Origin of the sequence: Streptomyces sp. NPDC019890, from assembly GCF_044903445.1 — a bacterium.
Taxonomy (GTDB): domain Bacteria; phylum Actinomycetota; class Actinomycetes; order Streptomycetales; family Streptomycetaceae; genus Streptomyces.
In genome coordinates this window covers 83,186-101,878 of record NZ_JBJDQK010000009.1, presented here as the reverse complement: position 1 = coordinate 101,878, position 18,693 = coordinate 83,186, and the positions used below count along the sequence as shown (strand labels likewise).

14 protein-coding genes are annotated in these 18,693 nt (G+C 71.1%); 10 read left to right on the top strand and 4 right to left on the bottom strand.

Annotation, left to right across the window (positions count from 1 at the left end; all coding sequences use genetic code 11):
• Positions 1-76: 76 nt before the first annotated feature.
• Complete coding sequence (gene metK, locus ACI2LP_RS23995) at positions 77-1,285, top strand: methionine adenosyltransferase (protein ID WP_404726565.1); 1,209 nt, start codon at positions 77-79, stop codon at positions 1,283-1,285.
• Between the two features lie 152 nt (positions 1,286-1,437).
• A complete protein-coding gene (locus ACI2LP_RS23990) occupies positions 1,438-3,582 on the top strand; it encodes a primosomal protein N' (RefSeq protein WP_404726564.1) in 2,145 nt (714 codons plus the stop codon).
• Positions 3,583-3,835: 253 nt separating this feature from the next.
• Here the strand turns inward: ACI2LP_RS23990 and ACI2LP_RS23985 are convergent, their stop codons facing one another.
• Positions 3,836-4,372 carry a hypothetical protein gene (locus ACI2LP_RS23985; protein WP_404726563.1) on the bottom strand — a complete coding sequence of 179 codons (537 nt, stop codon included), beginning with the start codon at positions 4,370-4,372 and terminating at the stop codon, positions 3,836-3,838.
• Between the two features lie 250 nt (positions 4,373-4,622).
• Here ACI2LP_RS23985 and fmt point away from each other — a divergent pair, with 250 nt between their 5' ends.
• Entirely contained in the window at positions 4,623-5,567 is a 945-nt protein-coding gene (gene fmt, locus ACI2LP_RS23980; RefSeq protein ID WP_404726562.1) for a methionyl-tRNA formyltransferase, read from the top strand.
• A 34-nt stretch (positions 5,568-5,601) separates the two neighbouring features.
• A complete protein-coding gene (locus ACI2LP_RS23975; protein WP_404726561.1) occupies positions 5,602-7,035 on the top strand; it encodes an RsmB/NOP family class I SAM-dependent RNA methyltransferase in 1,434 nt (477 codons plus the stop codon).
• A gap of 111 nt (positions 7,036-7,146) precedes the next feature.
• Here ACI2LP_RS23975 and ACI2LP_RS23970 read toward each other — a convergent pair whose 3' ends face one another.
• Positions 7,147-7,557 (bottom strand): Fur family transcriptional regulator, encoded by a 411-nt coding sequence (locus tag ACI2LP_RS23970; protein ID WP_360882220.1) that lies wholly within the window; start codon positions 7,555-7,557, stop codon positions 7,147-7,149.
• Positions 7,558-7,716: 159 nt separating this feature from the next.
• Between ACI2LP_RS23970 and ACI2LP_RS23965 the strand changes: the two genes are divergently transcribed.
• The 3 genes from ACI2LP_RS23965 to ACI2LP_RS23955 all read left to right on the top strand — a co-directional run bounded on the left by ACI2LP_RS23965 (position 7,717) and on the right by ACI2LP_RS23955 (position 10,963).
• Entirely contained in the window at positions 7,717-7,857 is a 141-nt protein-coding gene (locus tag ACI2LP_RS23965; RefSeq protein ID WP_404726560.1) for a hypothetical protein, read from the top strand.
• Between the two features lie 33 nt (positions 7,858-7,890).
• Positions 7,891-10,122, top strand: a complete 2,232-nt coding sequence (katG, locus tag ACI2LP_RS23960) for a catalase/peroxidase HPI (protein WP_404726559.1) — start codon at positions 7,891-7,893, stop codon at positions 10,120-10,122.
• Positions 10,123-10,264: 142 nt separating this feature from the next.
• Positions 10,265-10,963: an alpha/beta fold hydrolase gene (locus ACI2LP_RS23955; protein WP_404726558.1), complete on the top strand. Its 699-nt coding sequence runs from the start codon at positions 10,265-10,267 to the stop codon at positions 10,961-10,963.
• Between the two features lie 148 nt (positions 10,964-11,111).
• Here the strand turns inward: ACI2LP_RS23955 and ACI2LP_RS23950 are convergent, their stop codons facing one another.
• Both ACI2LP_RS23950 and ACI2LP_RS23945 read right to left on the bottom strand, forming a co-directional pair.
• A complete protein-coding gene (locus ACI2LP_RS23950) occupies positions 11,112-12,338 on the bottom strand; it encodes a branched-chain amino acid ABC transporter substrate-binding protein (protein WP_404726557.1) in 1,227 nt (408 codons plus the stop codon).
• Between the two features lie 260 nt (positions 12,339-12,598).
• Positions 12,599-14,851 (bottom strand): MMPL family transporter, encoded by a 2,253-nt coding sequence (locus ACI2LP_RS23945; protein WP_404726556.1) that lies wholly within the window; start codon positions 14,849-14,851, stop codon positions 12,599-12,601.
• Positions 14,852-14,986: 135 nt separating this feature from the next.
• Between ACI2LP_RS23945 and rpe the strand changes: the two genes are divergently transcribed.
• The 3 genes from rpe to ACI2LP_RS23930 all read left to right on the top strand — a co-directional run bounded on the left by rpe (position 14,987) and on the right by ACI2LP_RS23930 (position 18,508).
• Positions 14,987-15,673: a ribulose-phosphate 3-epimerase gene (gene rpe, locus ACI2LP_RS23940; RefSeq protein WP_404726555.1), complete on the top strand. Its 687-nt coding sequence runs from the start codon at positions 14,987-14,989 to the stop codon at positions 15,671-15,673.
• Positions 15,674-15,748: 75 nt separating this feature from the next.
• On the top strand, positions 15,749-16,783 hold the full coding sequence (locus ACI2LP_RS23935; RefSeq protein WP_404726554.1) for a sugar-binding transcriptional regulator: 1,035 nt from the start codon (positions 15,749-15,751) through the stop codon (positions 16,781-16,783).
• A gap of 282 nt (positions 16,784-17,065) precedes the next feature.
• A complete protein-coding gene (locus tag ACI2LP_RS23930) occupies positions 17,066-18,508 on the top strand; it encodes a GuaB1 family IMP dehydrogenase-related protein (RefSeq protein WP_404726553.1) in 1,443 nt (480 codons plus the stop codon).
• Positions 18,509-18,693 lie beyond the last annotated feature (185 nt).

Here is an 18,693-nt window from a genome sequence, read left to right as displayed (position 1 = left end):
TGGAACGTCGCGGGGCGCAGCCCCCGGCCGGTCCGCCAATGATCAGCCAGCAGCCGCTGCAACCCCAGGGAGCATTGTGTCCCGTCGACTGTTCACCTCGGAGTCTGTGACCGAGGGTCACCCCGACAAGATCGCTGACCAGATCAGCGACACGATTCTCGACGCCCTTCTGCGGGAGGACCCGACGTCCCGGGTCGCCGTGGAGACCTTGATCACCACGGGTCTGGTGCACGTCGCCGGCGAGGTGACCACCAAGGCGTACGCCGACATCCCCACGCTGGTGCGCAACAAGATCCTCGAGATCGGCTACGACTCCTCGAAGAAGGGCTTCGACGGCGCGTCCTGTGGCGTCTCGGTCTCCATCGGCGCGCAGTCGCCGGACATCGCGCAGGGTGTCGACACCGCGTACGAGAAGCGGGTCGAGGGCGACGAGGACGAGCTCGACAAGCAGGGTGCCGGCGACCAGGGGCTGATGTTCGGCTACGCCTGCGACGAGACGCCCGAGCTGATGCCGCTGCCGATCTACGTGGCGCACCGGCTCTCCCGCCGGCTCTCCGAGGTCCGCAAGAACGGGACCATCCCGTACCTGCGCCCCGACGGCAAGACCCAGGTCACCATCGAGTACGACGGCGACAAGGCGGTGCGCCTCGACACCGTGGTCGTCTCTTCGCAGCACGCCTCCGACATCGACCTGGACTCGCTGCTCGCCCCTGACATCCGTGAGTTCGTCGTCGAGCACGTGCTCAAGCAGCTCGTCGAGGACGGCATCAAGCTGGACACCGACGGCTACCGGTTGCTGGTCAACCCGACCGGCCGCTTCGAGATCGGCGGCCCGATGGGCGACGCCGGCCTGACCGGCCGCAAGATCATCATCGACACCTACGGCGGCATGGCCCGCCACGGCGGCGGCGCGTTCTCCGGCAAGGACCCGTCCAAGGTGGACCGCTCGGCGGCGTACGCGATGCGCTGGGTCGCGAAGAACATCGTCGCGGCAGGCCTCGCCGCCCGCTGCGAGGTCCAGGTCGCCTACGCGATCGGCAAGGCCGAGCCGGTCGGCCTCTTCGTCGAGACCTTCGACACCGAGACGATCGAGGTCGAGAAGATCGAGCAGGCCATCTCCGAGGTCTTCGACCTGCGCCCGGCCGCGATCATCCGCGACCTGGAGCTGCTGCGCCCGATCTACGCGCAGACGGCGGCGTACGGTCACTTCGGCCGCGAGCTGGCGGATTTCACGTGGGAGCGCACGGACCGTGTGGAGGCACTGCGCCAGGCTGCGGGGCTGTAGGCCACGACGCACAGATGACGGCCCCGGACCGGCAGGTCCGGGGCCGTCCTGCGTCCGCAGGCGGGTCCCGGGCAGGTATCCGGGCCCGTCCTGGGCATGCGGGCGTATCCAGGCCGGTCGGACTGTCAGTGACGTCTGGTAGGAATTTGGCTGTGAGCAGCGACAACAAGCAGCCCGAAGAGCCCGCCGCCGGTGGGCCCGAGCAGCTTGCGCTCATACGGGAGACCGTGCGCAAGGCCCAGGTGCCGAAGGCCAAGCCGCGGACCTGGCGGGGGGCCGCGCTGGCCAAGGAGCTGCCCGTGGCCAGGGTGATGGTCAACAAGGGTGTGCTCCATCTCGATCAGTACTTCGACTACGCCGTGCCCGAGGAGCTCGACGCGGACGCCCAGCCCGGAGTGCGGGTGCGCGTGCGGTTCGGGGCCGGGGCGCATCGGGTGCGGGAAGGGCGGCGTGAAGGGGGCGGCCTGATCGACGGGTTTCTCATCGAGCGCCGGGCAGAGAGCGACTACGGGGGAGCGCTCGCCGCGCTCGCGTATGTCGTCTCGCCCGAGCCGGTGCTCAGCCCGGAGATGCTGGCCCTCGCGCGCGCCGTGGCCGATCGGTATGCGGGCAGCTTGGCGGATGTGCTGCAGCTCGCCGTCCCGCCGAGGAACGGCCGGGCCGAGGCGAAGCCGTCGCCGGAGCCGCTGCCGCCGCCCGCCGCGCCCGAGGTCGCGAGCTGGGTGCGGTACGGGCGGGGGGCGGCGTTCTTGGAGGCGCTGGCGGCCGGGGGTGCGCCGCGAGCCGTGTGGACCGCGTTGCCGGGGCCGCACTGGCCGGACGAGCTGGCGCGGGCCGTCGCCGCGACACTTGCCTCGGGGCGCGGCGCGTTGGTCGTCGTGCCCGACGGGCGGCGGGCGGCCCGGGTCGACTCCGCGCTCACCGCGCTGCTGGGAGAGGGCAGGCATGCGCTGCTGACGGCGGAGTCCGGTCCCGAGAAGCGGTACCGGCAGTGGCTCGCCGTGCGACGCGGGTCGGTGCGGGCCGTCGTCGGGACCAGGGCCGCGATGTTCGCCCCCGTCCAGGACCTCGGGCTGGTCGCGGTCTGGGACGACGGCGATTCCAGCCACAGCGATGAGAACGCACCGTTCCCGCACGTCCGCGAGGTGCTTGAGCTCAGGGCCGCGCACGACAAGTGCGGCTTCCTGCTGGGGAGTACGAGCTGCACGGTCGAGGCGGCCCAGCTGGTGGAGAGCGGCTGGGCGCTGCCGCTGATCGCCGACCGCGAGCAGGTCCGCGCCGCCGCGCCCCTGGTGCGTACGGTCGGGGACCAGGACCTGGCACGCGACGAGGCCGCACGGGCGGCCCGGCTGCCGAGTATCGCCTGGCAGACCGTGCGGGACGGGCTGAAGAGCGGACCGGTGCTGGTCCAGGTGCCCCGGCGCGGCTATGTGCCCAGGCTCGCGTGCGAGCGGTGCCGTGCGCCCGCGCGATGCCGGCACTGCGCGGGGCCGCTGGAGGCGCCCGACGAGCGCGATCTGACGTGTGGTTGGTGCGGTCGTGGTGCGCCGGACTGGCACTGCGTGGAGTGCGGGAGTGCGCGACTGCGCGCCCAGGTCGTGGGCGCACGGCGTACGGCGGAGGAGCTCGGCCGGGCCTTCCCCGCGGTCCAGGTCCGGACGTCCGGCCGGGACCATGTGCTGGATTCCGTGCCGCGGCGCCCCGCGCTGGTGGTGAGCACCCCCGGCGCGGAGCCGGTCGCCGAGGGCGGATACGCGGCGGCGCTGCTGCTCGACGGCTGGGCGATGCTCGGACGACCCGATCTGCGATCGGGCGAGGACGCACTGCGCCGCTGGATGGACGCCGCGGCTCTGGTACGGGGTCAGAGCGAGGGCGGCACCGTGGTGATCGTCGCCGAGCCGACGATGCGGCCCGTGCAGGCGCTGGTGCGCTGGGACCCGGTCGGGCACGCGCAGCGCGAGCTGGCGGAGCGGGCGCAGCTAGGGTTCCCGCCGGTGTCGCGGATGGCGTCGGTGACGGGGCGGGCAGAGACGATCGCCGCGTTCGTGGCGGCGGCCGAACTGCCGGGCGACGTGGAGGTGCTGGGTCCCGTGCCGCTGCCGGTCACGGACCCGGGCAGGCCACGGCGGCCGGGTGATCCCCCGGTGGGCGAGACCTGGGAGCGGGCGCTGCTGCGGGTGCGGCCGGGCAGCGGGGCGGCGCTGGCGGCGGCGCTGAAGTCGGCGCAGGCGGCGAGGATGGCGCGCGGGGGCGTGGATCCGGTGCGGATCAGGATCGATCCGCCCGACATCGGCTGACGGCCCGCGCCGCGGCTCGCGGTGCGCCGTCCGGCATTGGGCGGGCGGCTGCGCGCGGTGCGACGCCCGCCGCGCGCACGCAAGGCGGGTACGAGGTCATCCCGTGGCGGTTCGCCCGAGAAGCCACCCACCGGACAGCAACCGCCAACGCCCCCTGGCCCACGCCCACCACGAACCCGGTGACTCGCCCCGGCGTCTCGCACACATGGCGGCTGCCCCCACCCGTCAAAGGGCGGGGGCAGCCGGGGGAAGCTCAGCCGTTGCGCGGGCCGGGGAAAGCGCTCGGGCGGGCCTCCTCGCGGAGGGCTTGGCTGGTGATCGTCGGCTGTGGCGACATCGTGCGGGCGGCGGGGACGGCGGGCAGGGCCGGGACCACCGGCAGCGTGCGGGTCGTCGACGTCTCCGTGCCCCGGTCCACATCCGCGGAGCCCGACTGCTGCGCCGCTCGCCGCGCGCCGTAACGGCGGTGCACCGCCTGCTTGGTGACCCCGAGGGCCGAGCCCACCGCGTCCCACGAGAAGCCCAGCGAACGGTCGAAGTCCACCGCCGCCGTCACCAGTGTCTCGACGCTGTCCCGCAGCTCCTGCGCGAGACGGACGGTCGGGGCCGGGGCTCTGCCGTAGACGACGAAGCCCGTGGACGGGCCGGAGCGGCGCGGGCGGTAGACGTTCCCCAACTGGGCGGTGAGCGTGCGCAGTGCGTCCACCTGTCGGCGGACCCGCTCGATGTCGCGCACCAACAGGTGCAGGCTTGCCCGGGCTTGGGCGTCGTGGGTTGCGTGGTCGGCCATGGAAAAGCCTCTCGAACCGGCGTTGAAACGGGTCCGGGCCGCAACCGGGGCGGCCCGCTTCGGTCAATCTCTCTTGACCAACGCTCCACCCGGCAATGTGGTCACGCTCCTGAGGCGTATGCGCATATGCCAGGGGCGCGCGGTCATCCGTACGCCCCGCTGTCCGCCCCGGCCTGTGGACCGTCCCCCCGGCCAATAGACTGGTGCGTTGCCCGCCACCGACCCGAGACAGACAGGCAGTCAGCCACCGATGAAGCTCGTCTTCGCAGGCACCCCCGAGGTCGCCGTACCCGCCCTGGACGCCCTGATCGCCTCCGACCGGCATGAAGTGGCCGCCGTCGTCACCCGGCCCGACGCGCCTGCCGGACGGGGTCGCCATCTGGTGGCCAGCCCGGTCGCCCAGCGGGCCGAGGAGGCCGGGATCGAGGTGCTCAAGCCGGTCAAGCCGGGCGACGAGGCGTTCCTGGCCCGGCTGCGCGAGATCGCGCCGGACTGCTGCCCGGTCGTCGCCTACGGCGCGCTGCTGCCCAAGGTCGCCCTCGATGTGCCCGCCCGGGGCTGGGTCAATCTGCACTTCTCGCTGCTCCCTGCCTGGCGCGGCGCCGCGCCCGTGCAGCACGCGATCCTCGCCGGGGACGAGATGACGGGCGCCGCGACCTTCCAGATCGAGGAAGGCCTTGACTCCGGCCCCGTGTACGGCGTGATCACCGAGCATGTACGGCCCACGGACACCGCGGGCGACCTGCTCACCCGGCTCGCCTTCGCCGGCTCCGGGCTGCTCTCGGCGACGATGGACGGCATCGAGGACGGCACGCTCAAGGCCGTTCCGCAGCCGACCGAGGGCGTCTCGGTCGCGCCGAAGATCTCCGTCGAGGACGCCCACGTCGACTGGCACGCCCCGGCGCTCCGCGTCGACCGCGTCGTCCGCGGCTGCACCCCCGCGCCCGGTGCGTGGACGGTCTTCCGCGGGGAGCGGCTCAAGCTCATCTCCGTACAACTGCTTCCCGACCGCACGGATCTCGCGGCCGGTGAGCTCTCCGTCGGCAAGAACAATGTGTACGTCGGCACCGGATCGCATGCCGTCGAGCTGCTCTGGGTCCAGCCGCAGGGCAAGAAGCCGATGCGCGCCGCCGACTGGGCGCGCGGGGTGCGGATCGCCCCGGGCGAGAGGGTGGGCGCGCCGGACGTACGCTGAGAGGGTTCGTCCCATTCTCAAACGCGGAGCACCTTTGAACGAGCAGGCACGTCGCCGTCCCCACAAGCCGTACCGCCGCCCCAAGAAGGATCCTGTGCGGATGCTTGCCTTCGAGGTGCTGCGGGCCGTCGACGACCGGGATGCGTACGCCAATCTCGTTCTGCCGCCCCTGCTGAAGAAGGCACGGGAGAAGGACGACTTCGACGCGCGCGACGCGGCGCTCGCCACCGAGCTGGTGTACGGGACGCTGCGCCGCCAGGGCACGTATGACGCGATCATCGCGGCGTGCATCGACCGGCCGCTGCGCGAGGTCGATCCGCCGGTGCTCGATGTGCTCGCGCTCGGCGCGCACCAGCTGCTGGGGACGAGGATCCCGACGCATGCCGCGGTGTCGGCGAGCGTGGAGCTGGCACGGGTGGTGCTCGGCGACGGACGGGCGAAGTTCGTCAACGCGGTGCTGCGCAAGATCGCGCAGGACGATCTGGACACCTGGCTGGAGCGGGTGGCACCGCCGTACGACGAGGACGCCGAGGACCATCTGGCCATCGTGCACTCGCATCCGCGGTGGGTCGTCTCCGCGCTGTGGGACTCGCTCGGCGGTGGGCGCGCGGGGATCGAGGACCTGCTGGATGCCGACAACGAGCGGCCCGAGGTGACGCTCGTCGCCCGGCCGGGACGCTCCACGACCGACGAGCTGTTCGATGTGCTGGGCGAGGAGTCCGGGCTGCCGGGGCGCTGGTCGCCGTATGCGGTGCGGCTGGCCGAGGGCGGCGAGCCCGGCGCGATCGAGGCCGTACGGGAGGGGCGGGCCGGCGTGCAGGACGAGGGGAGCCAGCTCGTCGCGATCGCCCTGGCCAATGCACCGCTGGAGGGTTCCGACGAGCGCTGGCTGGACGGCTGCGCGGGCCCCGGCGGCAAGGCCGCGCTGCTCGCCGCGCTCGCCGCGGAACGGGGCGCGTCCCTGCTGGCCTCCGAGAAGCAGCCGCACCGCGCCCGGCTGGTGGAGCGGGCGCTGGCGGGCAACCCCGGCCCGTACCAGGTCATCGCCGCGGACGGCACCCGGCCGCCGTGGCGTCCCGGCTCCTTCGACCGGGTACTCGTCGACGTCCCGTGCTCGGGTCTGGGCGCGCTGCGCCGACGTCCTGAGGCCCGCTGGCGTCGGCGTCCCGAGGACCTGGAGGGCTTCGCTCCGCTCCAACGGGGGCTGCTGCGCGAGGCGTTGAACGCGGTACGGGTCGGGGGAGTGGTCGGATACGCGACCTGCTCGCCGCATCTCGCCGAGACCCGGGTGGTCGTGGACGATGTCCTGAAGGGCCGCGGCGGCCCGCCGATGGAGGCGGAGTGGCTGGACGCGAGGCCTCTGATGCCGGGCGTTCCCGCACTCGGCGACGGGCCGGACGTGCAGCTGTGGCCGCATCTGCACGGCACGGACGCGATGTATTTGGCCCTGCTGCGCCGCACGGCCTGACGCGACGCTGCTGCTGCTCCCCGCCGAGTCGGTCTCAGTGAGACTGCCCAGCCTTCTGCGACACGCTCAGGTCCGGTCCGGCCGATCTTGCCGGGCTCGCCTGGACAGGACCTAGGCGCAGGACGGGCACAGCCCGCGGTAGGTGACCTCGACCTCGGACACCGTGAAGCCGAACCGTTCCTCCGCCGGGAGGGCGGCCAGCGGGTTGCCGGTCGGGTGGACATCGCGGATGGTGCCGCAGTGGGAGCACACCAGGTGCTGGTGCGGGTGGTGCGCGTTGGGGTCGTAGCGCTTGGCGCGGCCTTCGGTGGAGACCTCTATGACCTCACCCAGGGAGACCAGCTCGCCCAGGGCGTTGTAGACGGTTGCCCGGGAAATCTCGGGCAGCCGCTCCGCCGCGCGGGCGTGCACCTCGTCGGCCGTGAGATGCACGTGGTCGCCGTCGAGGACCTCCGCAACGACACGCCGCTGGGAGGTCATTCGCCAGCCACGCCCTCGCAGTCGCTCCAGCAGGTCACTCATATCGGTTCACCTATTCATGCTCGGTGGGATACCCGAAGTTTACGGGTGGACATCCGGGTTCCTATTGGATATGGGTTTGGCGCGCTTATTGACTTGGACTCTGTCCATCGTAGGATCGGTTCCGGTAATAGCCAAGGGACAGGAAGACTCCAGTACGGCATGACCCAGAGACGTGACGGGACCACCGCCGAGGAACTGCGCGGTACCGGCCTGCGGGTGACGGCCGCCCGCGTCGCGCTGCTCGAGACCGTCACCTACTGGCGCCTGTGCCCCGGCTGCTCCACCGCCCGCAGTTCCTGAGCAACGTGATCCGCCCAGTCCGGAAGGATTCCCATGTCCGAGAACCACGATGCAATCGTCACAGACGCGAAAGCGGAGGGCGCAGGTGGCTGCCCGGTCGCGCACGGGCGCGCCCCGCACCCGACTCAGGGTGGCGGAAACCGCCAGTGGTGGCCGGAGCGGCTCAACCTGAAGATCCTCGCCAAGAACCCCGCCGTGGCCAACCCCCTCGGCGAGGAGTTCGACTACGCGGAGGCGTTCAAGACCCTCGACCTCCCGGCAGTGAAGCAGGACATCGCGGAGTTGCTGACGACCTCGCAGGACTGGTGGCCCGCCGACTTCGGCCACTACGGCCCGTTCATGATCCGGATGGCGTGGCACAGCGCGGGTACCTACCGGATCAGCGACGGCCGCGGCGGCGCCGGGGCCGGCCAGCAGCGCTTTGCCCCTCTGAACAGCTGGCCGGACAACGGGAACCTCGACAAGGCCCGCCGCCTGCTGTGGCCGGTCAAGAAGAAGTACGGCCAGAGCCTCTCGTGGGCCGACCTCATGATTCTCGCCGGCAACGTCGCCCTGGAGTCGATGGGCTTCGAGACCTTCGGCTTCGGCGGCGGTCGTGCCGACGTCTGGGAGCCCGACGAGGACGTCTACTGGGGTCCCGAAACCACCTGGCTCGGCGACGAGCGCTACACCGGCGACCGGGACCTGGAGAACCCCCTGGGCGCCGTCCAGATGGGCCTCATCTACGTCAACCCGGAGGGCCCGAACGGCAACCCGGACCCGCTCGCCGCGGCCCGCGACATCCGTGAGACGTTCCGCCGGATGGCGATGAACGACGAGGAGACGGTCGCCCTGATCGCGGGCGGTCACACCTTCGGCAAGACCCACGGCGCGGGCCCGGCGGAGAGTGTGGGCGCCGACCCCGAGGGAGCCTCGATCGAGGAGCAGGGCCTCGGCTGGAAGAACTCCTTCGGCACCGGCAAGGGTGGCGACACGATCACCAGCGGTCTCGAGGGCATCTGGACCAACACCCCGATCACCTGGGACAACAGCTTCTTCGAGATCCTCTTCGGCTACGAGTGGGAGCTGTTCCAGAGCCCCGCCGGTGCGAACCAGTGGCGGCCGAAGGAGGGTGCCGGGGCGGGCACCGTGCCCGACGCCCACGACGCGTCGAAGAGCCACGCCCCGACGATGCTCACGACCGACCTCTCGCTCCGTTTCGACCCGGCCTACGAGCAGATCTCGCGGCGCTTCCTCGAGAACCCCGACGCGTTCGCGGACGCCTTCGCCCGCGCGTGGTTCAAGCTGACCCACCGTGACATGGGCCCGATCGGGCGCTACCTCGGCTCCGAGGTGCCGACCGAGACGCTGCTGTGGCAGGACCCCCTCCCCGCCGTGACGCACGAGCTCGTGGGCGCCGAGGACATCGCCTCCCTCAAGAGCCAGATCCTGGCCTCGGGTCTGTCGGTGTCCCAGCTCGTGTCCACCGCGTGGGCGTCGGCCTCGTCCTTCCGCGGCAGCGACAAGCGCGGCGGCGCCAACGGCGCGCGCATCCGCCTCCAGCCGCAGAGCGGATGGGAGGTCAACGAGCCCGACCGGCTGGCGACGGTGCTGCGCACGCTGGAGGGCGTCCAGGAGTCCTTCAACGCGGCCCAGACCGGCGGCAAGCAGATCTCGCTCGCCGACCTGATCGTGCTCGCCGGTGGTGCGGCCGTCGAGCAGGCCGCCAAGGACGCCGGCTTCGACGTCGAGGTCCCCTTCACGCCGGGCCGCGCGGACGCGTCGCAGGAGCAGACCGACGTGGAGTCGTTCGCCGCGCTCGAGCCGACCGCCGACGGGTTCCGCAACTACGTCGGCAAGGGCAACAGGCTGCCGGCCGAGTACCTGCTGCTCGACAAGGCGAACCTGCTGACTCTGAGTGCTCCCGAGCTGACGGTCCTCGTCGGTGGCCTCCGCGTGCTGGTCGCGAACTACCAGCAGTCGCCGCTCGGCGCCTTCACCACGGCACCCGGGTCTCTGACCAACGACTTCTTCGTCAACCTGCTCGACCTGGGCACGACGTGGAAGGCGACGTCCGAGGATCAGAACACGTTCGAGGGCCGCGACGCGGCCACGGGCGAGGTCAAGTGGACCGGCACCCGTGCCGACCTCGTCTTCGGGTCGAACTCCGAGCTGCGCGCGCTCGCGGAGGTCTACGCGAGCGATGACGCGAAGGGGAAGTTCGTGAACGACTTCGTCGCGGCGTGGGACAAGGTGATGAACCTCGACCGGTTCGACCTCGTCTGATCCTGACGTCCAGGTCGGCCCGCGTCCGGCCGACCTGGACGTCCCCAGTCCGCGGAACCTGCCGCCGCCGTGATCCGCCGGAGTTCGAGTGGCTCGCTGCCGACCCGGACCGGTTGTCGGACCGCTCCGCTACGTTGCCGCCATGACGGAATTCGTACTTGTTGCAGGCGCGTGGCTCGGGTCGTGGGCATGGGACGAGGTGGTGCCGCAGCTGCGTGCGGCCGGCCACGGCGCCCACCCGTTGACGCTGTCCGGCCTCGCTGAGAAGCAGGGCGTGCCGGCCGGGCAGCAGACCCACGTCCAGGACATCGTTGACGAGGTCGAACGCCGGGATCTGCGCGGCGTCGTCCTGGTCGGGCACAGCTACTCGGGCATTCCGGTCGGTCAGGCCGCCGAGCGGATCGGCGACCGGCTGGCCCGCGTGGTCTTCGTCGACTCCAATGTCCCGGCCGACGGCGAGTCGTTCGTCTCCGGCTGGTGGGAGGGCCCGGCGAAGCTGGAGGCTTCGATCGCCGGGAACGGCGGATTCTGGGCACCGCTGACCGCGGCCGACTACGACGGTCAGGGCCTCACCAATGAGCAGATCGCACGGATCGTGGGCGGCTCGACGCCGCACCCCGGTGCCTCGCTGGCCGAGCCCGCCGTGCTGGCACGGCCACTCGGCGAGCTCCCGGCGACGTACATCAAGTGCCTGCTCGACGGCGCCGAGCCGAGCGACGACGTGGCCGAGCTGCTGACCGGCGAGCACTGGCGGCTCGTCGAGATGGACACCGGCCACTGGCCGATGTTCTCCCAACCGGGCGAACTGGCGCAGCTCTTGCTCGACGCGGCCGGGGAGTGACCGCAGTCCGAGCGCGCCGTGCACGGCAAGGGCGGAGCAGCGGCGAGGCCGGGCTGCTCCCTCCGTACGAAGAGAGCAGCCCGGCCTCGTACCGCCGCTGCGGTGGACGACCATCGGCCGCGGGCCCGGAAGGGGCGCGCGCGGTCGGTCAGCCTCCGAACGTGCCGGTGGTCTCCGGCTTCCAGGCACCGCCCGTGACCCTGTATACGGTGAGCTGCTTGTTGGTGGCGTCGCCGTATTCGTCGAAGGAGACCTTGCCCATGACTCCGTCGAAGGAGACATTCTGCAGGGCCTCGGTGACCTTGGCGCGGGCGTCGGAAGGCAGCTTGCCGTCCTTGGCCACGACCTTCACCGCCTGGATGATCGCCCAGGCCGAGTCGTAGGAGAAGCCGCCGTAGGCTCCGTACGCCTCCTTGTACCCGGCCGCCTTGTAGTCCTCGATGAACTTCTTGGCGGAGGGCAGGCCCTCGACGGGTGCGCCGACGGACGTGGCCAGGTCGCCGTCGCCGCGGGCGCCGGTCAGCTTGAGGTACTCGTCGCTGTAGATCGCGTCGCCACCGATGAGCGGGATCGTGGCGCCCGACTTCTTGACCTGCGCGCTGAGCGGGCCGGCCACCGGGTACTCACCGCCGTAGTAGACGACGTCCGCCCCCGAGTTCTTGATCTCCGTGGCCACCGAGCCGAAGTCCTTGGCCTCCGGGTTGACGTGATCGGTGCCGACGACCGTGCCGCCGAGCTTCTTGAAGTGGGCGGAGAAGGTCGCGGCCAGACCGGCGCCGTAGGTCTTCTTGTCGTCGACGACGAAGACCTTCTTCTTCTTGGCCGTGTTGTACAGATACTCGGCGGCGAACGGGCCCTGGATGGCGTCCGTGGTCGCGGTCCGGAAGTACGTCTTGAACGGCCGGGCCTTGTCGCCCTTGTCCCACTTGTCGCCCTGGGTGAGGGCGGGGTTGGTGTTCACCGAGACCTCGGACACCTGGGCGGCGTCGAAGACCTTCTGCATGGACTGGGCCACGGAGGAGTTCAGCGGGCCGACGACTCCGAGAACGCTCTTGTCGGCGACGAGCTTGGTGGCGTTCTGCTGGCCCGAGGAGGGCTGTGCCTGGTCGTCGAGAGCCTGGATCTTGAAGGTGACGCCCGGCACCTCCTTGTTCTTGTTGGCCTGCTTGACCGCGAGGTCGACCGAGTTCTTCATGCCGAGGCCGAGAGCGGAGAGCTCCCCGGTCAACGGCGCGTCGAAACCGATGGTGACGACAGTCGAGCCGTCGCCGGAGGCGTCGTTGGCCTTGCCTGTGTCACGGGAGCCGCACGCCGTGAGCGAGAGTGCTCCGGCGGCGAGCGCGGCGGTGACAGCTATGAGAGAACGGTTGCGCACGATCGGTCCTTTCCCCTTCGAGTCGCTGACCGCGCCGGGGCCGAAGATCGGCTCTCTGGCGCGGCGGCTGGCGTGACTCTAGATGGCGCCCACCCGAAGCGAGCAGAGGACACGAACCGATGTGATTCTCTTGTTATGGCGCTGCTCCGGCGGAGGACTTCCCTTCCGCAGGCCGGTTCCGCGGTCACCGTGCGGCGGTTGTGGGCTGCCCGGTCGGGCCCAAGTGGTCCGCCGGCTGCCCGGCCACAGTAAGCGGGCCGTCAGGGGCCGTCGCCCCGCGTCGTACCGTCGGTCGGGTCGCTCGGTCCCCGGCCGGCGCCGCTGTCAGGCGCCGGATCGACCGCCGCCGCGCTGCGCGCCGCCCGCGCGGCGACGGCTGCCGGGCCACCCGTCGTGAGCTCCTCGCGGGACAGCCGGTGTGGCCACCACACCCTTGGACCCACGTCCAGGAACAGGGCCGTGACCAGCACGGACCGTACGACAAGTGTGTCCAGCAGGACGCCCAGAGCCACCGCGAAGCCGATTTCCGCGAAAGCCACCATCGGCAGCGTGCCCAGCGCCGCGAAGGTGCCCGCCAGGACCAGGCCCGCCGACGTGATGACCGCGCCCGTTGCCGCCAGACCCGTGAGCACGCCCGCCCTCGTGCCCTGGTGGGTCGCCTCCTCGCGGATGCGGGTGGACAGGAAGATGTTGTAGTCGATGCCCAGCGCCACCAGGAAGACGAAGACGAAGAGCGGGAAGTCCGTCGACTCGCCCGCGTAGTCGAAGAAGTACCGGAAGGCGAGCGCGCTCAGGCCCAGGGCCGAGGCGAAGGACAGCACGACCGTCGCGATCAGCAACAGCGGGGCGATCACGGCGCGCAGCAGCACCGTGAGTACCAGCAGCACCACCGCCAGGACCAGCGGAATGATCAGCATGTTGTCGTGGGTGGTTGCGGCCTCCATGTCGAGCAGGGCGGCCGTGCCGCCGCCCACCCGGGCGTCGGCGTCCGGGACCGCGTGCACCGCGTCCCGTACCCGCTCGACGGTGTTCTTGGCAGCCGTGCTGTCCGCCGGGTCCGTCATCGTCGCCTCGAACAGCACCCGGCCGTCGTTCACCGGCCTGGTGCCGGGCGGCACGGCGATCGACCGCGGCACCACGCCACTCGTCGCGGCGACGGTCTCACCGACCTGACGGGCCTGTGCCGCATTGCTGACGATCACCAGCGGGTCGCCGCTGCCCGCGGGGAAGTACCGGGCCTGGACCTGCTGCCCGACGATCGAGTCGGGTTTGCCGGTGAACGAGTCGGCGTTGCTGATGCCCTCGGCCCGCAGCTGGGTCAGCCCCATGGCGAAGGCGGCCAGGATGAGCGCGGTGACGGCCCAGGTCGCACGCGGACGGGGGGCGATGCGTGCTCCCGTACGCGCCCAGAAGCCCCGCTCGGTGGGCTCGGACGAGCCGACGTGCGGGATCGCGGGCCAGAAGATCCACCGGCCGAAGATCACCAGCAGCGCGGGGAAGAGCGTCAGCATGGCCACCAGGGCGACCGCGACGCCGATCGCGGCGACCGGGCCGAGCCCGCTGGTGGAGTTCATCTCGGCGGCCAGCAGGACGAGCATGCCGAGCACCACCGTCGCGCCGCTGGCCAGCACCGCGGGCCCCGCGCGGTGCAGCGCCAGGGCCATCGCCTCGTGCCGGTCCTCGTGACGGCGCAGCTCCTCGCGGTAGCGGGCGACCAGCAGCAGGGCGTAGTCCGTGCCCGCGCCGAAGACGAGGACCGTCAGGATGCCCGCGCTCTGCCCGTTGACGGTCAGATCGGCGTGCTGCGCCAGCAGATAGATCAGTGCCTGCGCCGCGGCGAGCGCGCCGACCACCCCGATCACCGGGACCAGCAGGAGCGTGGGACTTCGGTAGGTGATCAGCAGAATCACGATCACCACGCCGAGCGCGGAGAGCAGCAGGGTCGAGTCGATGCCCTCGAACGCCTCGGAGAAGTCGGCCGCGGTGCCGCCAGGGCCGGTGATGTGCACCGTGAGGCCGGCCCCGCCCTCGCCGGTCTCGTCCCGGATGGAGCCGACGGCGGGCGCGATCCGCTCCCAGCCCTTCTCGTCCATCGTGATGGGTACGAAGACCTGGGCGGCCCGCGCGTTCTCGGGACGGTCCAGAATCGGGCCGCGTACCTCGTCGCCGCGCAGACCGTGGTCCCGCAGCTCCTTGATCGCAGAGACATCCTCGGCGATGCGCCGCTGGTCGGCCGCGGTCAGACCGCTCGGGCGCGCGTAGACGACGACCGCGGGGATGACCTCGGGCCTGAACCCCTTGGACTCCTGGAGGACTTGCGTGGACTCCGCGCTGCCGGGCAGCCACGATGCGGCGTCATTGTCCTGCGCGTCGGTGAGTTTCTGGGCCAGGGGGAAGGCGAGCATCATCACGGCCAGCCAGATCGCCACCACGACCCACTTGCTGCGCCGACCGCAGACCAGCCATGCGACGCCTGTCCGGGGCCGTTCTCTTCCCTGGTGTGCGTCCGGCATGACGCCCCCAATTGCACGTCGTGGTGGGCCGAAACGCCAGGATTGCACGGACTGTACTGATCCGGGGACCCCCAGGTCCGTACCGGAGGCCGTACCGGGGAGGGGAAGAGCCCCGGAACATGGCAGGCTTGGCCCATGGCCGTTCAGATCAGTCCCAGTATCCTCTCCGCCGATTTCTCCCGCCTGGCGGATGAGGCGAAGGCAGTCGAAGGCGCCGACTGGCTCCATGTCGATGTCATGGACAACCACTTCGTGCCCAACCTCACCCTCGGCGTGCCGGTCGTGGAATCCCTCAGCAGGGCGACGGACACCCCGCTGGACTGCCATCTGATGATCGATGACCCCGATCGATGGGCCCCGCAGTACGTCGAAGCGGGGGCCGGATCCGTCACCTTCCATGTCGAGGCCGCGGCCGCGCCCGTGCGTCTGGCGCGGGAGATCCGGGCCAAGGGCGCCCGTGCCTCGATGGCGCTCAAGCCCGCCACACCCATCGAGCCGTACGAGGACCTGCTCCCCGAGCTCGACATGCTGCTGATCATGACCGTGGAGCCGGGCTTCGGCGGCCAGGCATTTCTCGACATCATGCTGCCGAAGATCCGCCGCACCAGGGAACTCATCGCCAAGCACGGCCTCGAGCTGTGGCTCCAGGTCGACGGCGGCGTCTCGGATTCGACCATCGAACGGTGCGCGGAGGCGGGCGCGGATGTGTTCGTCGCCGGTTCGGCGGTCTACGGAGCCCAGGACCCGGCGCAGGCGGTGCGCTCGCTGCGTACGAAGGCGGAGCAGGTGACTGCCTCTGCGGCCTGGGCTTGCAACCACTGAGCCACAAGCAAGTGAACTCAGCCCATCAGGGCTGATCAAGAACCGTCGGATCTGACAGGATGACGGATCCGGAGTGTGTACAGCAGTGAGGAGATCGTGGTGTCGACGGGCCGGTCAGCCATGCGGATGGGACCCGCAGAGCTGGTGCAGGCGGCGGCCATGGCTCGCCGCTTCTATCTCGAGGGCAAATCCAAGATCCAGATCGCGGAGGAGTTCGGCGTAAGCCGCTTCAAGGTCGCGCGGGTCCTGGAGACGGCGCTCGAGCGTGATCTCGTACGGATCGAGATCCGTGTTCCCGCAGAGCTGGACGCGGAGCGCTCCGACGCGCTCCGTGCCCGCTACGGACTGCGGCACGCGGTCGTCGTCGAGTCTCCGGCGGAGGGCGCCGACGAGTCGCCCGACCCCGAGAACCTCGGCGAGGTGGCCGCCGATCTGCTGGGCGAGCTGGTCAACGAGGGGGATGTGCTGGGGCTGGCCTGGGGCCGGTCCACCATTCACATGGCCGCCGCGCTCGACCGGCTGCCGCCGTGCACGGTCGTCCAGCTCACGGGTGTGTACGACGCCGGGACCGCGGAGCGCGGCTCGGTCGAGGCCGTGCGCCGGGCCGCCCAGGTCTCCGGCGGCGAGGCGCACCCGATCTACGCGCCGATGCTGCTGCCCGACCCGGCCACCGCGGCTGCGCTGCGCAACCAGACCGGGATCGCGCGCGCCTTCGAGTACTTCGACAAGGTCACGGTCGCCTGCGTCTCCATCGGCTCCTGGGAGCCGGGCATCTCGACCGTGCACGACATGCTCACCGACGAGGAGCGCGCGCACTACGCCTCGCTCGGCGTCGCCGCCGAGATGTCCGCGCACCTCTTCGACGCGGAGGGGCGGCGGGTGGGGCGAGACCTGGGCGAGCGGTGCATCACGGTGGAGGCGGACCGGCTGCGCCGTATCCCCGAGGTGGTGGCGATCGCGGGCGGCCAGCGCAAGGCGGAGGCGATCGGAGCCGTACTGCGCTCCGGTCTGGTCACCAGCCTGGTGACGGACACGGCGGCCGCCGACGCGCTGCTTGTGGCGCACCCGGGCCCGCGGCCGGCGCTGGACCGGGCCGATCCGGACGACTGAGCGCGGCGGTCCCGACCCGGGCGGCTGGGCGGAGGGGCGGGATACGGACGGGGCTGGGGCGCGGACCGGGCGGCTGGGGCGCAGGGCGGGATGTGGGGCGGATATCGGCGGTGAGCCCGGCCAGGGGGTGGGTTCTTTGGAGGATCCGCTCGACGGCACGCCCAGGCGCTGGAGCTTTCTCCCGGGCCTCGCATGCACACCGCCATGGGACAATGAAGTACGTGCGATTTCCCCGGCTGACATGCCCGGGGGCCAACTCCGATCGACTGGGATGTTCAGCACGTGCGTTTCCTCAATGACCTGAAGCCGCCGTACGACCTCACGTATGACGACGTATTCATGGTGCCGAGCCGCTCCGCCGTCGGCTCCCGCCAGGGCGTGGATCTCTCCTCGCCCGACGGCACCGGCACCACCATCCCGCTGGTCGTAGCGAACATGACCGCCATCGCGGGCCGTCGGATGGCCGAGACGCTCGCCCGCCGCGGCGGCCTCGTCGTCATCCCGCAGGACATCCCGATCGAGGTCGTCACCGAGGTCATCTCCTGGGTGAAGTCGCGCCATCTGGTGCTCGACACCCCGATCGTGCTGGCCCCCACCCAGACCGTCGCCGACGCGCTCTTCCTGCTGCCGAAGCGGGCGCACGACGCGGGCGTCGTCGTCGATGCCGACCAGCGGCCGATCGGCGTCGTCACCGACGCCGACCTGTCCGGGGTCGACCGCTTCACCCAGCTGTCCGAGATCATGTCGAAGGACCTGCTGCTGCTCGACGCGGACATCGACCCGCGCGACGCCTTCAACAAGCTCGACAGCGCGAACCGCCGCTACGCCCCTGCCGTGGACAGGGACGGCCGCCTCGCCGGCATCCTGACCCGCAAGGGCGCGCTGCGCGCGACCCTCTACAGCCCCGCGGCCGACGCACAGGGCAGGCTGCGCATCGCCGCCGCCGTCGGCATCAACGGCGATGTGGCGGGCAAGGCCAAGCAACTCCTCGACGCCGGTGTCGACACTCTCGTCGTCGACACCGCGCACGGTCACCAGGAGTCGATGATCAGCGCGATCAAGGCGGTCCGCGGGCTCGACCCGCAGGTGCCGATCGTCGCGGGCAACATCGTCGCCGCCGAGGGCGTGCGCGACCTCGTCGAGGCCGGCGCGGACATCATCAAGGTCGGCGTGGGACCCGGTGCCATGTGCACCACCCGCATGATGACGGGCGTGGGCCGTCCGCAGTTCTCGGCCGTGCTGGAGTGTGCCGCCGAGGCGAAGAAGTACGGCAAGCACGTCTGGGCCGACGGCGGTGTGCGCCACCCGCGCGACGTCGCCATGGCGCTCGCCGCCGGTGCGTCGAACGTCATGGTCGGCTCCTGGTTCGCGGGCACCTACGAGTCGCCGGGCGACCTGCACCAGGACGCTGACGGCCGGCTGTACAAGGAGTCGTTCGGCATGGCGTCGGCCCGTGCCGTGAAGAACCGTACGAGCGAGGAGTCGGCGTACGACCGCGCCCGCAAGGCGCTGTTCGAGGAGGGCATCTCCACCTCGCGCATGTACCTCGACCCGGCCCGCCCGGGCGTCGAGGACCTGATCGACTCGATCATCGCGGGCGTCCGCTCCTCCTGCACCTATGCGGGCGCCGGCTCCCTCGAGGAGTTCGCCGAGAAGGCCATTGTCGGCATCCAGAGCGCCGCCGGTTACGCCGAGGGCAAGCCGCTGCACGCCAGCTGGAGTTAGGGCCTGCCCTGGCCCGGCCCCTGCGCGGTACGAACCACCCGCGTCCGGCCGTCGCGTTCGTCGCGGCGGCCGGACGCGGCGTTTCCCTCGCCCTCTCCGTCGAGTTTTCTGTCAACTCGTCGAATCCGCAGGCATGTGTCGAGTGAGCCGGGGTATACGCGCCCTGCATTGTCCACGAGCAGGGG

Bases quoted from the DNA above. Each gene is read 5' to 3' on its own strand.
- ACI2LP_RS23985 (WP_404726563.1), bottom strand. From the start codon at position 4,372: ATGGCCGACCACGCAACCCACGACGCCCAAGCCCGGGCAAGCCTGCAC.
- fmt (WP_404726562.1), top strand. From the start codon at position 4,623: ATGAAGCTCGTCTTCGCAGGCACCCCCGAGGTCGCCGTACCCGCCCTG.
- ACI2LP_RS23970 (WP_360882220.1), bottom strand. From the start codon at position 7,557: ATGAGTGACCTGCTGGAGCGACTGCGAGGGCGTGGCTGGCGAATGACC.
- ACI2LP_RS23965 (WP_404726560.1), top strand. From the start codon at position 7,717: ATGACCCAGAGACGTGACGGGACCACCGCCGAGGAACTGCGCGGTACC.
- katG (WP_404726559.1), top strand. From the start codon at position 7,891: ATGTCCGAGAACCACGATGCAATCGTCACAGACGCGAAAGCGGAGGGC.
- ACI2LP_RS23955 (WP_404726558.1), top strand. From the start codon at position 10,265: ATGACGGAATTCGTACTTGTTGCAGGCGCGTGGCTCGGGTCGTGGGCA.
- ACI2LP_RS23945 (WP_404726556.1), bottom strand. From the start codon at position 14,851: ATGCCGGACGCACACCAGGGAAGAGAACGGCCCCGGACAGGCGTCGCA.
- rpe (WP_404726555.1), top strand. From the start codon at position 14,987: ATGGCCGTTCAGATCAGTCCCAGTATCCTCTCCGCCGATTTCTCCCGC.